This window comes from Syntrophotalea acetylenivorans (genome assembly GCF_001887775.1).
Taxonomy (GTDB): Bacteria; Desulfobacterota; Desulfuromonadia; order Desulfuromonadales; family Syntrophotaleaceae; genus Syntrophotalea_A; species Syntrophotalea_A acetylenivorans.
This window is the reverse complement of the sequence record NZ_CP015519.1, coordinates 2147477-2163146: the sequence shown is the minus strand read 5'-3', so window position 1 is coordinate 2163146 and position 15670 is coordinate 2147477. Positions and strand designations below refer to the sequence as shown.

General features: G+C 57.8%; 13 protein-coding genes. 6 read left to right on the top strand and 7 right to left on the bottom strand.

Annotation, left to right across the window (positions count from 1 at the left end):
- The first annotated feature begins 102 nt into the window (after positions 1 to 102).
- Positions 103 to 951 carry a rhombotarget lipoprotein gene (gene rhlP, locus A7E78_RS09900; RefSeq protein WP_072284067.1) on the top strand — a complete coding sequence of 283 codons (849 nt, stop codon included), beginning with the start codon at positions 103 to 105 and terminating at the stop codon, positions 949 to 951.
- Positions 948 to 1535 (top strand): rhombosortase, encoded by a 588-nt coding sequence (gene rrtA / locus A7E78_RS09895; protein WP_072284066.1) that lies wholly within the window; start codon positions 948 to 950, stop codon positions 1533 to 1535. Before rhlP ends, rrtA begins: the two co-directional genes overlap by 4 nt.
- Positions 1536 to 1685: 150 nt before the next feature.
- Here rrtA and A7E78_RS09890 read toward each other — a convergent pair whose 3' ends face one another.
- Entirely contained in the window at positions 1686 to 2381 is a 696-nt protein-coding gene (locus tag A7E78_RS09890) for an HNH endonuclease (protein WP_072284065.1), read from the bottom strand.
- A 230-nt stretch (positions 2382 to 2611) separates the two neighbouring features.
- On the opposite strand from A7E78_RS09890, the gene A7E78_RS09885 reads away from it, so the two are divergent.
- Entirely contained in the window at positions 2612 to 3763 is a 1152-nt protein-coding gene (locus tag A7E78_RS09885) for a S1C family serine protease (protein ID WP_072284064.1), read from the top strand.
- A gap of 257 nt (positions 3764 to 4020) precedes the next feature.
- Here A7E78_RS09885 and A7E78_RS09880 read toward each other — a convergent pair whose 3' ends face one another.
- From A7E78_RS09880 to A7E78_RS09855, 6 genes are all read right to left on the bottom strand, one after another.
- Positions 4021 to 4905, bottom strand: a complete 885-nt coding sequence (locus A7E78_RS09880) for an energy-coupling factor ABC transporter permease (protein ID WP_072284063.1) — start codon at positions 4903 to 4905, stop codon at positions 4021 to 4023.
- Between the two features lie 86 nt (positions 4906 to 4991).
- Complete coding sequence (locus A7E78_RS09875) at positions 4992 to 6224, bottom strand: NAD(P)/FAD-dependent oxidoreductase (protein WP_072284062.1); 1233 nt, start codon at positions 6222 to 6224, stop codon at positions 4992 to 4994.
- Positions 6221 to 6817 carry a 4Fe-4S dicluster domain-containing protein gene (locus A7E78_RS09870; RefSeq protein WP_072284061.1) on the bottom strand — a complete coding sequence of 199 codons (597 nt, stop codon included), beginning with the start codon at positions 6815 to 6817 and terminating at the stop codon, positions 6221 to 6223. Before A7E78_RS09870 ends, A7E78_RS09875 begins: the two co-directional genes overlap by 4 nt.
- A 14-nt stretch (positions 6818 to 6831) precedes the next feature.
- Positions 6832 to 7671 carry an ATP-binding protein gene (locus tag A7E78_RS09865; RefSeq protein ID WP_145924883.1) on the bottom strand — a complete coding sequence of 280 codons (840 nt, stop codon included), beginning with the start codon at positions 7669 to 7671 and terminating at the stop codon, positions 6832 to 6834.
- Positions 7672 to 7686: 15 nt separating this feature from the next.
- Entirely contained in the window at positions 7687 to 9600 is a 1914-nt protein-coding gene (gene cooS / locus A7E78_RS09860) for an anaerobic carbon-monoxide dehydrogenase catalytic subunit (RefSeq protein ID WP_072284059.1), read from the bottom strand.
- Positions 9601 to 10057: 457 nt separating this feature from the next.
- Positions 10058 to 10765, bottom strand: coding sequence for a PAS domain-containing transcriptional regulator (locus A7E78_RS09855; protein ID WP_072284058.1), 708 nt, complete (start codon positions 10763 to 10765; stop codon positions 10058 to 10060).
- A 282-nt stretch (positions 10766 to 11047) separates the two neighbouring features.
- On the opposite strand from A7E78_RS09855, the gene A7E78_RS09850 reads away from it, so the two are divergent.
- The 3 genes from A7E78_RS09850 (at position 11048) to A7E78_RS09840 (ending at position 15654) form a co-directional block, all read left to right on the top strand.
- A complete protein-coding gene (locus tag A7E78_RS09850) occupies positions 11048 to 11824 on the top strand; it encodes an SIR2 family NAD-dependent protein deacylase (protein ID WP_072284057.1) in 777 nt (258 codons plus the stop codon).
- Between the two features lie 226 nt (positions 11825 to 12050).
- Positions 12051 to 15026, top strand: a complete 2976-nt coding sequence (locus A7E78_RS09845; RefSeq protein WP_072284056.1) for a PAS domain S-box protein — start codon at positions 12051 to 12053, stop codon at positions 15024 to 15026.
- Between the two features lie 217 nt (positions 15027 to 15243).
- Positions 15244 to 15654 (top strand): DoxX family protein, encoded by a 411-nt coding sequence (locus A7E78_RS09840; protein WP_072284055.1) that lies wholly within the window; start codon positions 15244 to 15246, stop codon positions 15652 to 15654.
- Positions 15655 to 15670: the final 16 nt, after the last annotated feature.

The window sequence follows — 15670 nt, the reverse complement described above, 5'->3', positions numbered from 1 at the left end:
ATAAATAGAAAAACTACGGTTGCATTCGGCTTCGGCTGTGAAGGCCGGCGGAGTTTCGGGTTTTCAACGGTGAATAAACGAAATGGCGAAATGGAGGGAAACATGCGGTTACTGGCTTACAAGATCGGCTGGATCACCCTGGTGTTGCTGGTTCTTTTCCTGGCGGGCTGCCTCGGAACCTTAGGGCAGAGGCAGACCAGGTACACGAGCAGCGTGGTCGATTACCTCTATCCGAAAAAAGAGGTGGTCGTGGAGCCGAGCGTGCCCTACCTGAACCTGCCGTTGCGGGTGGGAGTGGCCTTTGTGCCGAGTACATCCAGGGGGAGCCGGGCCGCCGACCTGAGCGAAACCGACAAGATGGCGCTGATGGAGCGGATCGCCGCCGAGTTCCGGGCGCTGTCTTTCGTCAAGGAGATCGAGCTGATCCCTTCGGCCTACCTGGTGCGGGAGGGCAGCTTCACCAATCTCGATCAGATCCGCACCATGTACGGTGTTGACGTGATCGCCCTGCTTTCCTTTGACCAGGTGCAGCATACCGACGAAGGGCTGCTGTCGCTGTCGTACTGGACCATCGTCGGCGCCTACCTGGTGAAGGGGGAGAAGAACGACACCAGCACCATGATGGACGCAGCGGTGTACGACATCGCCAGCCGCAAGATGCTGTTCCGCGCCCCCGGCACCAGCCATGTCAAGGGCTCGGCGACCCCGGTGAACCTCTCCGAGCAATTGCGGATCGACTCGGCGGAAGGTTTCAGCCTGGCTGCCGACCAGCTGGTGGTGAATCTGAAGGATCAGTTGGAGCGCTTCAAGGAAAAGGTCAAGCAGCGGCCCGAAGAGTACGTGGTTAAACACCGGGCCGGGTACACCGGCGGCGGCAGCCTGGGGGCGGGATACGCCCTGTTGGTTCTCGGCCTGGGGGGCTGGGCGCTGCGGCGCGGCTGTAAAGATTGAAGTTTCGACTGCCCCTGCTGACCTGCTTGCTGGTCGGGGCTTCGCTGCTGGCCACCCTCTGCCCGTTTTTGACGGATGCGCTGGTTTATGACCGGCAGGCGGTCCTGGGCGGAGATTGGTGGCGGCTTTTCACCGCGCCTCTGGTGCATTTTTCCGGCAGTCACCTAGGGTGGAACCTGCTGGTCTTCGGCGTTGCAGGTTGGGCCGTGGAGGCGGCCGAATATCGCTTTTTCTGGTTGGTCTGCGCCCTGGCCTGCGGTTTGCCCGGTCCGATCTATCTGTTGATTGCACCGGAGCTTGCAAGGTACGGCGGGCTTTCCGGGGTGGCCACCGCGGCGGTGGTCTTCTTCTGCGCCTGCAGTTTGTTTAAGCTGCCGAAAAATCGCCGGATCTGGTTGGCGATCCTCGTCCTCACTGGCGTGAAGATAGCGGTCGAAGCCGTTGGGGGCGCGTCCGTTTTCGTGCATTCGAACGAGGTGTCCTTTCGGGTGCTGCCTTCGGTCCATGTTGTCGGCTACTTAGGGGCAATAGCCGTAGCATTTGTATGTCAGGCATGTTCAAGGGCCTGGGGCTGCATCTCATAACTGACAGGCAAGGGCCGGCTCTTTATAAAGAGCTGGCCTTTGACTTTTGAGGACGTTTCAGCATCCATATTTTCCCCGGAATCCGTCAGATATCGGTTTTATAGGTGGTTTGGCGAGCGGCTAAGTCGGTGGCCGGTTCTGGTCAGCTTGTTACGACTTGTTTGCTCGGCCGGCGCCGGTCTTATTGCGTTTTGCCGTGCTTGCCGGCGGTCGTTTGCGGGAAGGGACAGCGACGACAGGCTTTGGAAAGAGCTTTTGCAACTCCGCAACCGGTTTATAGAGTGTCAACTCCAGATAGGGCCAGCCACGTTTGGTGCTGTGTCCTTCGATAAAACCTTCAGGCGGATGGCCGTGTTTGTGGCGATAGATGGCGCGGGCCAGCTTGCGGTATTTGGGCTCCAGCATCGCCAGCCAGTCAAGGAATAAGCGCTTGCCCTTTCGAATATTACAGGGGCCGCAACAGACCACCACGTTACGGATCGAGTTTTCGCCGCCCTTGTCCAGAGGGTCCATATGGTCGAGGTGCAACAGTGAGTTGTTGAAGGTGCCGGGGGTGATCTCGTCAAACCAGGTGCCGCAATAGGGACAAAAATCCCGTTCATCGTGCAGGCTGGCGTGAAAGAATTCCGGCGCCGCATAGTGCCGCCAGTGCTTGCCGTAGATGATCCGCAGCTTTTTGATGGTGATCAGTTCCCGTTTCAGGGCCGCCCGGTGCCGTTCATCGAGCCGCTTCAAATGGCAAAGCTGGCAATAATGCCCCCGCGGATTACGTAGGCCGCTGCTATCGACGAAGTGGTCGATATGCAGGGTCTTGCGGCAGCGGCGGCACTGTTTGAGTTCGGCCATGGCATCCCCCGGGAACTGGTCAGGCGGGACGATAATTTACATAAACATCATTGTCTCCTAGTTTCAGCATAGCTGATTTTGCCGGGAAAGGGCTAAATCCAAAGCTTGGCTTCCCCGTAACCAAGGGTTTGGTTAATCGTTGACGGATCAATGATAGTTGGCTAACCTTTAGTGCCAGGTCTGCCACCGTGGGTCTTTTGGAATAGTATTCTTGAACAGGAGTCGTGTAGATGCGCTGCCCCCATTGCGGATTCGATCAGGAAGAAGCGGAGTCTTGTCAGGCCTGCGGGCTGGTCTTTGCCAAGTATGCCCAAAGGCAGCAGCGGCTGCAGGAGACCGAGGCCCCCGTTTCTGAGCCAGCTCGAAGCGGTGGGAATAAGGTTTGGTTTTTGGTCAGCCTCGCCCTGATTGTCGGGTTGACGGCTGGGGGGATATTGCGGGGCCGGAAAGCGTCCGAACCTGCGGTGTCAGAAATTAAGCTGCCGAAGGAGCAGGGGCCGAATGCTTTAGCCGGTGAACCCTTTGCTTCTGCGAATTTGGACGAGCTCGGGACGGAAACGGCTCCCGCGCCTACTGAACGAATAACGTCGAAACCCGTTTCCAGCTCTATTCAGCAAGCCCGCAACGCCACGGTATTCATCCGCACCCCCTGGGGCAGCGGTTCGGGCTTTTTTGTCGATGCCCGGGGACGGATCGTCACCAACCGCCACGTGGTGGAGTTCGACGAGAAACAGCTGGACCAGTTGCGCAGCAAAATCGGCAAGTTGGAAGGGGAGCTGAAAGCGGAAAAGAAAATTCTGGATCGCATGGAGAGGGAGTTGGCCCAGGTGCAGGATCCCGATTTACGGCCCCGTTATACGCAGATCCTGCAGAGCCGTCAGACCCGGTACGACAAGTATCAGGCTCTCAAGGACAGGTTGCAGGGGCAGTTGCGCAATATCGACTATTATTCCCCCTTATCCGATCTTCAGGTAGTTTTGGCCGACGGTACTGAATACGATATTTCCGCCGTAACCTTCAGCGATAAATTTGACCTGGCCCTGCTGACTCTGCAGGACCGGACTCCAGAGTCCGCGACCCCGATCCGACCGAACTTTCAGCCCCTTGATCAGGGAAGCAAGGTCTATACGGTGGGTTGCCCGTCAGGCCTGCGGCACACGGTGACTGGCGGTATCGTTTCCGGATACCGCCGCTACGGCGACGGCCTGCTGATTCAGACCGATGCCCCCATCAACCCGGGCAATAGCGGCGGGCCCCTCATCGATAGCCGGGGTCGGCTCCTCGGGGTCAACAGCATGATCATCGAAGGTACCGAAGGGCTTGGTTTTGCAATTGCTGCACGGGATGTGTGGTCGGAGTTTAACCTTGAGGGGTCGGACTAGGCTTCTCCTCTTTTCAGACCACTGTGACGGTAATTTCTTAATCAGACCCTTCTTCCGCAAGCTGGTCGTTAAAGTTCTTAGTGCGCTTCTTTTAGCAATATTGGTCGAAGGGGCTGTTAGGTTTAAAATCAACACCGCTGCGACAAAAAGCTGTCGTTGGTCGTCGCCGCGTCCGGCTTTTAGGACCGGATCTCATATAAAAAAAGAGGCCCCCACCGAAAGGTGCGGGCCTCTTTTACTTGTTTGGGCGGAGTCAATCAGGCTTCGTTGCTAGTCACCCCACGACGTAGCAACCAGGCGCCGGCAAAGGTTGCCAAGGTGCCGAGCAGGCCGGCCAGGCCGGTGCTCAAAGCTTCGCCGCTTACTCCGGGAAGTCGGTATTCAGCCAGGGGGGCCAACCAGCTGCTGCCGTTGGTCAGCAGCTGCAGTTGAGCGGCGGCTTTCTCCAGTCCGTCGGGCAAGCTGCTGGCCAGCGGGCTGAAAAGCAGGGCCGTAACACAGGCGATCAGTAGCGGGGCCAGCAGGGCCTGGCGGCCTTTTCCTTCTTTGAGGGCCGGAGCCAGAGCCAGCCAGGCAGCGGCGGTAATGATGCCTTCGCCGAGACCGATCCAGAGGTGGCTGCCGAGCATGGCGGTCACTACGTTGGAGAAAAACAGGTTGGCCGAGACGGCCATCTCGAAACTGGCGGCCAGGGCAGCTACCAGCACCGACAGCCAAGCACCGGTGGCCAGCAGGGCCGCCTGGCTGATTTTGCCGAGAGCGGGGCGGTGAAACAGGCCGCCGATACCGACTCCGAACAGGGCCATGTTGACCACGTTGGCACCCAGGGCGAGCATGCCGCCGTCTCCGAAGAGCAGCGCTTGTACCGCCAGTACCAGGGTCATGGCCAGTACGCCAAAGGGGACACCGAGCAAGGCTGCTGCCAGTACACCGCCGAGCAGGTGGCCGGAGGTGCCGCCGGGGATGGCGAAATTCATCATTTGGCCAGCAAAGATCAACGCCGCCACACCGGCGAAGCGGGTCGCATTCGGTTTGGCAGTGGAGCGGACGGCCGCAACCACGGCGGTAGACAGCCCGGCAGCGCCCAGGGTCAGGGTGGCGGGGCAGATAGCGCCCTGCAGCATCGAATCAGGTATATGCATGGTTTCCTCCTGCGGTTGGTTTCGTTGAGTTGCACTAAAGGGTAACTCTTCAAATATTGAACGTCAATAAATGAAAATATTTCTTTTTAAACCGTGACGGGGGTCTGCAACTGCATCAGGTTACGGTAGTGACTGACGCCGCGACGGTCGGCAAGAATCTCGGCGATGTTGTGAGCGACGGGTTCCCGGGTCACATAGAGATGGTGAATGTGGCCGGCGTTGCGCGTGTCGCCGATGAGGATATAGCCGTTGATGCGGCCCTCCTGCAGATAAGCCCGCCGAAACAGGTCGCCCTGACGCCAGGTCACAGCTTCACCCTCGAAAACGCCGACGGAGATGATCGGGAAATCGATGTGTTTTTGCAGCACGTTCGTATTGAGAGAACCATCGTAATGACCCGTGCCGTGAACCAGATGTCGGGCCGCTACCCGGGCCTGCTGTTGAGCGTTGGGATAGGTGGCGTAGAGGCCGGGGGCATCGCTCACCAAATGGCGGGTCAGGGCCACGTCGCCAGCAGCATAAATGCCAGCTTCAGTAAGCAATTCAGCGCTCACCGATACGCCATCGTCGGTGCCGGTCAGTGGTGCCGAGTTGGGAGTCACGCCGGTAGTGACGATGAGCATGGCCGTATCCAGAGTGGTGCCATCGTTCAGGGTGATGCCACGCAACTGGCCGGCGTCAATGGTGAGGCTGTCGACAGTGGCGTGCAGGCGTACATCGAGCCCGGCCTTGTTTGCCAGGCGTTCGGTGGCGAACTGGCCTCCTTCGACATCGGTCATCTGTGACAGCAGGCGGTTGTTGCGATGCACTATAGTCACTTCGATGCCGCGATGATGCAGGGCCAGGGCGGCATCGACGCCGATGAAGCCACCGCCGAAGACTACCGCCCGCTCTATGCGTTGCTGGCGGATATAGCGATCGATGGCCACCATGTCGGTCAGGGTCTTGAATCCGAACACCCCTTCGGTCTGCAGCCAGTCGGGCTGGGGACACCAGCTGCGGCTGCCGGCGGCGTAGAACAGCCGGTCGTAGGATTCGCTGGCGCCCTGTTCGGTGCGCACCAGCCGCTGTTCGCGGTCGACCTCCACCACCCGGTGCTCCAGCAGGGGGGTGATTTGCTGACGTTGGTAAAAATCCTGCCCTTTCCAGAACACGCTCTCCAGCGGATCGCCGGCCAGGTAAAAGGGAATCACGCAGGGCGAATAGGGCGCATAGGGCTCGTCGCTGATCATGACGATTTCGCCGTCAAAGCCTTCGGTGCGCAATTGCTGGACGAAATCGGCCGAGGCCATGCCGGTGCCAACGGTGACGACCTTCATGGCTTGTCGCTCCGGCGGCGGGCGAATTCCTTGCGCCGTAGCTCGCGGTAGAGAGAGAACAGCGGTGGCTCGCCTTCCTCGCCGAGGAGGTAAACCTTGAGGTTCTGCACCGCCCGCTGGTTGCTCAGTTCGTCCGATTCCTTGAAGACCAGGGCGTTGGAATGGCAAGCGTCGACACAGGCCGGGTTGAGCCCTTCCTGCAGCCGTTCGTGGCAGAGATCGCATTTGTAAGCCACGGTGCGGTCGTAGCGAGCGCGGTGGGTCTGTTTGAAGGAGACGGCGTCAAAGGGGCAGACCATGGCGCACATGGCGCAGGCTTTACAGAGATCAGGATTGAGAACCACTGCTGCGGTCTGCGGGTCGCGTGTGATGGCGCCGGAGGGGCAGGCGTCCAGGCACATGGCCGGATCACAGTGACGGCAGGAGACGGGAAAGGCCTCGTGCTCCACTCCCAGGACCCTCACGTTGACCTGGGTCTTCTTATCGCCAACCAAGGCGTACAGACTGTGGCTGGGGTGTTGCTGAATGGCACAAGCGATCTCGCAGCCTTTGCAGGCTACGCATTTCTTGTAATCGACAAAGATCTTCTTCATCGGGTTCTCCTTATTTACGAAGCGTTTCCGCGGTCGTTCTCAAAGGCCAGCATTTCCTCGGCTATGGCAATAAGACCGGATACGTAGCCGCTCTCTTCCTGCAAAATGCGCGTCACATTCGGCTCCAACTCCTCGAAACGCGGCTCTAGAGGCAAGCTATGTACGCCGTCGAAGAGGTTGGAGAGATCGGTGCCGGTCAGTTCAAGGAGTTCGGTCAGCTTGCGACTGCCATCTTCCTTGCGCCGGTTGACCACCAGGTGAATGCGGCCGATACCCGACTGACGGGCCAGTTCGGCGGCGTGGCGGGCTACCGCCAGGGCGTTGAAGGAGGTGTCGGTAACGACCAGGCATTGGGAGAAGCCCTCGGCGAGGGCGCGGCCGAAGTGTTCCACGCCGGCCTGGGTGTCGAGCAGGATAGCCTCGCCTTCCCGCAAGGAAAGATGGCTCATCACCGAGTCGAGAAGCACGTTCTCCGAACAGAGGCAGCCGGCGGCGGCTTGCACCACGGTGCCCATCACCAGCAGGTTGAGATTCTCGTCGACCTGCACGCCGAAGCGTTTCACCACATCGTCGACCCGGGGGTTGAGGCGGAACATGCTGCCGAAAGATTTACCCGGACGTACGCCGGTTTTCTCCTCGATGTAATCGTGATTACGATTGAGGGGTACGATGGCGGCCGCTTTTTCCAGCGGCAGACCAAGGGCGTAGGGCAGGTTCATCTGCGGATCTTCGTCGGCGGCCAGGACGTTGATGCCCCTTTCGCTGAGCAGTCGAGACAGGCAGGCCGTAAGGGTCGTTTTGCCGACCCCGCCCTTGCCTGTGACCACGACGCGGAAACCGTTGGGTTGTTTCATGGACATAGCTCCTGATTAAATACCGAGACCGGCGCGCTTTTCATTGATGATCGCCAGCATTTGCTCAGCGGTGGCGGCCGGGTCCTCTTCGACGAAGAAGTAGCCGCCGAGAAGGTCCTTGGAGCCTTCGGTGAGGATACCGGTCACTGCCGGGCTACCGAGGATCGGCGGGGCTGGCCACAGGTGAACCGGCAGGCCGGAACCGACGAAATAGGAGCCGATAGCCACCGCTTTCTCGGTGGTCCATTCGGGAGCCGAACCGGCCAGGGGCAAGGCCGAGATGTCCACGCCGAGGTGATCGGCGATGGCGCCGGCCAGGACCAGCATCCGTGAACAGTCGACGCAGGAGCCCATGTGCAGCACCGGCGGAATGCCGAGGGACTGGCATACGGCCTTCAGGCCCGAACCGGCCAGCTCTTGGGCGTCCAGGTTCATCAGTCCGTCTTTGGCGGCGGCGATGGCCCAGCAGCCAGTGCCGATGACCAGAATGTCTCGCTTGATCAGCTCGCGGGTCAGTTCCTGATGAAACAGGTCTTGCTTGACCTTGACGTTGTTGCAGCCGACGATGCCGACCACGCCTTTGATGGTGCCGTTGGCGATGACCTCCACCAGGGGCGCCGGGCTGCCTCCGAGGGCGCCGAGGATCTGTTCTACGGTGAAACCGACCACTGCTTCGGCGGTCTGCTCAGGTATATACACCTTGGCCGCGTTGCGGTTGGGGTAGGCGTCGATGGCCTTCTGCACGATCTGCTCGGCGATCTGGTTGGCGTCGTGTTCTTCAAACTGGATATGGGTCGCGCCGGGGATGTTGACCTGCTCGCTGGTGGTAATGAACTGGGTGTGGTAGCAGGAAGAAAGATCGGCCAGCGAGGGGAAGATACATTGCACGTCGACCACCAGCGCTTCGACGGCGCCGGTCATGATGGCCAGTTCGCTGTGCAGAAGGTTGCCGGCTACGCCGACCCCCTGGCGCATGAGAATCTCGTTGCCGGTACAGCACAGACCGGCCACGTTGATGCCAGCGGCACCAACTTTTTTTGCTGCCTCGTTCATTTTCGCCGAACGGGCCAGTTCGACTACTTTTTCCGACAGAACCGGCTCGTGGCCGTGGACGATAATGTTGACCATTTCTTTGTCGAGAACGCCGAGGTTGGCTTTGATGGTACGGATCTGCGGCGCACCGAACAGTACGTCCTGCAGCTCGGTAGCGATCAGGGAACCGCCCCAGCCGTCGCCCAGGGAGCAGCGTACGGTCTGCGCCACCAGGGAGAGGGGATCGGCGTCGCAGCCGAAGTGGGTGCGGTGCAGGATATCTACCGACTCGCGGTCGATGCCCCGGGGCATCAGGCCGATGCGGGCGCCGGTGGCGCTCTTCAAAGTCGCTTCTGCATTCCCCAGCTGTTTCTGAAGTCGTTCCGGCATGTAAGAGGCGGCAAACTGGATCGGCGCCTCGGTCTGGGAACCGAAACAGTCCAGAGCGGCGTCGGCCACCTTGTCGGCCAGTTCCAGAGTCGTCAGGCCGTCAGCGGCAATGCCGAGCTTGGCGGCCACGCCCTGCAACTTTTCTTCGTTGACGATCTCATAGTCGGTGTTTTCACCGGTTGCCACCGCTTTAAGCAGCAGGGCCACCTTGCGGCCGTGGTCCGAGTGAGCTGAAGAACCGACCGCCGCCATCCGCGCCAGATTACGGGCGACCATGGTGTCGGCGGTAGCACCGCACACGCCCTGGGTCGGGCCTTCACCCAAAGGATCGATGCGACAGGGGCCCTGGGTACAGATACGGCAGCAGGTGCCGAGCTGGCCGTAGCCGCACTGGGGTTGTTGTTTTTCCAAGCGCTCCCAGACGTTATCAATTTCGTTCTGGTCAGCGATCTGCAACATGGCAATCGCAGCGGGATCGACGCTGCGATGATCTTGTTTTACGGGCATGGCGGCTCCTCCAAAATTGATGGCGTCGAAAAAAGGCTGTCTTTGGCGTTATGGCATTTTTTCAGAAGCTCGACATACGAGATGTATGTCTTCGCCCCCGAAAAAGTACCCAGCCTTGGTGGACAAAATTTATCCTTAGCCATCCTATGAGTTTTTGCGAACGAAGCAAATTGGAAACGGACATTCAGGCTTGCCGGCCATGCTAAAGGATTAAGATGCCGGAAAGCAATGGTCCGTTGGTAAACGGTGCGATAAGCTGGTGAACGGTAATTTTGATGGCTTCGTAAAAATCCGCCCTATGGCGTTACGGTGTTTTTTCAGGATCTCGACATACTTAGGTGTATGCCTTCACCCCCGAAAAAACACCGGGCCTTGGTGGACGAAATTTCTACTTAGCCAGCCTCTCGATAAGTTGTTGTGGATGTATCAAATTTACGGCAGGTACAAAAGGTGAAGCCTACTTTAGGCCGACCCGCACAAGAAAGTCCTTCGCCCGATTGCGGCTTACCGGCAGGCGACAGGCGTTGCCGGCCATCAGCAAGGTTACGGTGTTGCCTTCCCGGATCACCTTTTCTACCCGGTCGAGGTTCACCAGGTAGCTGCGGTGAATGCGAAAGAAACGTTCCTGGTTAAGTCCCGCCTCCAGCACTCCCAAGGACAGGTCGCAGAAAAACTCGCCTTCCTCGATGGCCACCTGGGAATAGACGTTCTCCGCTTTGATAAAGAGGATCTCCTCCGGGTCCAAAAGTTGGATTTCGCCGCCGGCGGTGACCGGCACTTTGATAAAGCGGCGCTGGGGGTTGGCGATCAGCGTAGTGATGTCGTAGACCAGGCAGCAGTGCAGGGAATTGTCCAGCGTACGGTCGAGCAGCGGCATCAACTTGAGCAACAGAAACAGGTCTCGGGGGCCCCCGCTCATGCGCTTGATGGAAAAGGACACCTGGCGGGACGAATCGCGCATCAGACCCACCAGCTCCTGCATCCGCTCGGCGGGCGGTCCCTGGTGCATCTGCAGCAGGCTCTGGTCGAAGATTTCCTTCCGGGAGGTCTCGGTAAAGATCTGCATCAGCGCTTGATTGACGTGATGCACCCGAAAATCGTTGTCGAACAGCACGATCCCCGGATCCATGCGCTCCAGAAGGTTCGGCAGGTTGTGGTGGTCCATGACGCCCCCCAGGCCTGTGTCTGTGGCAGGTAGCTGGAATCACAGCAAGAAAATAATTTTAATGCCTGATTCTAACAGCAACCGGGGGGCGCTGGCCAGCGATTGTTGACGGACCGATTCTGTGAGCGTATGTTGGAGTTTTGTTTCGGTCCCAGGTGAGGGTGCTGCGACAATCCTCTAAACCGGTCTCACGCGAAGCCGCGAAGTTCGCAAAAATTCAGTTTTAGCGTGAAACCAGGGTTGGGCCGCTGATTTCACTGCAATTCCCTAGGGAGCTTGTTAATGCCGACCCCCCAAACCCTGTCCCCCACCGAATGTGCTGCGCTTCTGCAGAGCTCCGCCAATATCGTCGCTTTGACTGGAGCCGGGGCTTCCACTGCTGCCGGAATTCCAGATTTTCGTGGACCTCGCGGGTTGTACGTAACCCGCCGTTACGATCCGGAAAAGGTTTTCGATGTCGGTTGGTTTCAGCGCGAGCCCCGCTATTTTTATGAGTTTTCCCGGGACTTTGTCTCTACGGTGAAAGACATTAAGCCAACCCTCACCCATCGTTTCCTTGCCGAACTGGAGCGGGTCGGTCGCTTGGGCGGGGTCATCACCCAAAACATCGATTTTCTCCACCAGCAGGCCGGCAGTCGCAAGGTGGTCGAGTTGCACGGTTCCTACCGCTCTGCCGTCTGTTTGAGTTGCGACAAGGTCTTCGATAATTTCAGCTACGCCCGTTGGGAAGAGGCCATGACCGTCGATCCTGCCTCTCCCGTAGCCCGCTGCGCCGCCTGCGGCGGCCTGATCAAACCCGACATCGTTTTTTTCGGCGAGTCGGTCGACCGCTACCCCGAGGCGGAACAGTTGGTGGCGGATTGCGACATGCTGCTGGTGCTCGGCTCAAGCCTGCAGGTTGTCCCTGCCTCCCATCTGCCCTACAGCACCCAAGCTCCGACCTTGATCGTCAATCAAGGATCTGTGGCACTGCCGCCGACTCCCAACCGCTATTTCGTCGACAGCGACCTCGACAGTTATTTCCGTCAGGTGGCAGCGTACCTGGGGCAGGGCGGTTAAGAAAAGGTGATTATTCAGTCCTTTACCTTTCTTTAATCCTTGACGGAGAGAGCATTAGATTGTAGATTAAAATCTATTTTATAAAGGATTTTTCTGTTTGCATGATTCTCTTCAGGTAGGGCGATGATTCGGCAGAAGGTTGAAACGACAGACGAAACCACCCGGCGTTTATAAGGCGCGGGTGGTTTTTTGTATTTAGGGGCCGAAAGACAAGGTGGTGGCACAAATGGTTTTGTACATTGAAGGAAGCGATCAGGACCAGCAGGCGGCGCGGACATTGTTGCAGGAACATGGCTTCACGGTCTCTTTGTCACGCGGTGAGGTCCCGGTCGCAACAGAATTGGTCGAAACAACCGAAGAGGACCTGCCGTTGGCCTTTTTGGCACATTTCATCGATGGTATCGTCATTATGAATGTCGAAACCGCGGGGGTCCTATACGCCAATAATGCTTTTGCCGAAATGCTCGGCTACAGTCTGGAAGAAGTCCGCCGGCAGAAGGTCTGGGACTGGGACGTTGTCTGGTCGCGGGAAGAAATTGAACACATGTACGCGACAAGGAAATGGCTGGGGGAGCGATTCGAAACGCGCTTTCGGCGCAAGGGCGGTCAGATGCTGGATGTGGCCGTCACCCATAAACCGGTCACCTGGAAGGGGAAAGAGGTTCTTTTCTGCGTGGTTCGGGATATCAGTGAAGGCAAGCAAACCGAGCGCGTGCTGCATCTCACCCAATTCACCGTGGAAAATACCGACGACCAGGCTTTCTGGATGTCCCCCGAAGGCCGATTTCTTTATGTCAACGAGGCAGCATGCACCGCCCTGGATTACAGTCGTGAAGAACTCGAGGGCATGCCGATATGGGAAATCGACCCGAATGTTACCGCTGACAAAGCCGTCGATTATTGGCGACAATTAAAAGAAGAGGGGTCGATGCGTTTTGAAAGTCTTCACCGGGCCAAGGATGGACGTATCTACCCGGTGGAGGTTCGCGGCAATTACGTCAATTATGACGGCCAGGAATACAGTTGTGTTTTTGTTACGGATATCAGTAAGCGTAAACAGGAAGAGCAGGCCTTGCGCCTGAACCAATTTGCAGTGGATAACACGGCGGAGCAGGCATTCTGGATAACGCCGGAAGGACAAATCACTTACGCCAACAATGCCGCTTGTGCCTCTCTGGGCTATTGCCGTGAAGAACTGGTCGGCATGTCGTTGCCCGACATAGATCCCGATTTTTCTGGTGAAGATGTGGTCGAGTCCTGGATCAGCTTGAAAAAGGATAAAGTCCGGCGCTTTGAACGCTGCCACAAAGCCAAGGACGGACGTCTTTATCCGGTGGAGGTTCGCAGCAACTATGTCAATTATGACGGTCGGGAATTCAGGTTCGCTTTTGTTATTGATATCAGTGAGCGTAAAGCGGCTGAGGAAGCGCTTTGGCGCAGAGAGGAACAATATCGCCAGTTGATGGAGATGTTGCCTATCGCGGCTTACACTACCGATGCCGAGGGTCGCATCACCTTTTTCAATCGCAGGGCGCAGGAATTCTGGCAGCGCGAGCCCAGGCTCGGCAGTGATCTCTGGTGCGGCTCCCATATGTTGCGTTATCTCGATGGCCCGCCGATGGACCACGACCAATGCCCCATGGCTCTTACTCTGAAAACCGGTCAAGCCTGCCAGGGAAAGGAAATCATTGTCGAGCACCCCGACGGCACCAGGTCCAACGTGATCGTTTACCCCGAACTGCTGGCGGATACCGCAGGCGAAACGGAAGGGGCCGTCAACCTGCTCGTCGATATCACCGAGCGCAGGCAGACCGAAGAGGCGCTCAGGGAATCGGAGCACAAATATCGCACCATCGTCGAGCACGCCCCCTTCGGCATCACTCGCTCCACGCGAGAAGGGGAACTGCTCAACGCCAATCCGGCGTTCGCTTCCATCCTGGGGTACGATTCCGTGCAAGAGCTGCTGGAGAGCGTCAACCTTTCCAACATTCAGGACGCTCTGTTCCCCGAGCCGTCTACGCGGGCGCCTCTGGTGGAGAACATACTCTCCAGCGACTCGTGGTATGTTTTCAATAATCTCTTCTACTGTAAGGACGGTAGCCTCGTCACCTGCCGGGTCCACTCCAGGCGGATAATGAACGGAGACGGCCGGGCCGATGAATTCGAGAGCTTCATTGAAAATATAACCGATCAGCTCGAAGCGATGCGCGCCTTGAGGGAGAGCGAAGAAAAGTTCCGCGTGCTGGCGGAGACTTCATCGGTGCCTATCACCATCTACCAGGAAGATCGGTTCGTCTATGTCAATCCAGCCATGGAGCAGTTGTTGGGCTATAGCGCCGAGGAATTGTACCGGATGAAATTCTGGGAATGGGCCCAGGGCGAAGTCCGGGAGCAGATCCGAAACAACGGCCTGGAACGGCTGTCCGGAAAAACCGTCTCCGGCCAGTACGAGATCAGCTACCTGACCAAAGGCGGCGAACAGCGCTGCGTGCTGATTTCGGCCGGGGTCATGGAATACCAGGGGCTGCCCACCGGGGTGGCTTCCCTGCTCGATATTACCGAGCGCAAGCGTAGCGAGGAACTGCTTAGGGCTTCGCTGGCGGAAAAAGAGGTTCTGCTGCAAGAAATTCACCATCGAGTGAAGAATAATCTGCAGGTGGTGTCGAGCCTGCTGTTTTTGCAGGCGCAGAGGTTCAGCGATCCGGAGTTGCAAGCCTGCTTCCTTGAAAGCCAGAGCCGTATCTGCTCCATGGCCTTGGCCCACGAGCAGCTCTACCAGTCGAAAAACCTGTCCGAGATCAGTATCAAAAAGTATATGGAGAATCTGGTCGGACAGCTGGAAAAGAGCTTTCAGTCACCGAAGCAAGAGGTCGATTGCCGGCTGGTGGTGGAAAATGTGCCACTCGATATCGAAAAAGTGGTCCCCTGCGGTCTTTTGGTCACGGAACTTCTCTCCAATGCCTACAAGCATGCCTTTGCCGACGGCTGCAGCGGGCAGGTAACGGTCTCGTTGCAGAGCGAGAACGGTCAGATCGAACTGAAGGTAGTCGATGACGGCATAGGATTGCCGGCGGAATTCGACCATCGCCAGGCGAAAACTCTCGGACTGCAGCTGGTCTCGGCACTGGTCAACCAGCTGGGGGGCGCTCTGGAGGTGGAGACCGTCAATGGAACATGTTTCCGAGTGAACTTCGCGGGGTAAGCGGCAAGCCAGCGGTGGCAGCCTCTTCGCGTTATCAGGAAAGGTAACCATGGAAATAAAGTTGGATAAAGATAGATTGAAGGTGTTGCGGCAAAAGGCTCAGATCTATTTCGGGGACGAGCACGACGCATCAATTGGCGATTTAAAGGCCGCCCTGTCGCCTGTTATCAGAGGGCACTTAGCTTCGCATACCAGCCTTATTAATGGGAGGATGTAAATGGTGCGTTTTTTGGATACCATGAGGCCGCGGATTCTGAGCGTTGTCCGCATCGTGGTTGCCTTGCTCTTTATGCAGCACGGTGGCCAGAAACTGTTTGGTTTTCCTGCCCCGCAGCGGTATGCATTTGAACTCTTCTCTCTGTCCGGGGTGGCTGGAGTATTGGAATTGTTCGGTGGTTTCCTGCTTCTAATCGGCTTGGCAACCCGCCCGATTGCTTTTTTGCTCTCCGGCTTGATGGCATTTGCCTACTTTATCGCTCACGGGCAGAAGGGATTCTGGCCCATTCTCAACGGGGGCGAACTGGCCATACTGTATTGTTTCCTGTTTTTTTATCTTTTTGTGGCAGGGGGCGGTGAGTGGAGTGTAGACTGTCTCCGTTCAGGCAAGCGCCATAGCGACAATGTCTGACAGGCGTGAAGTGGAT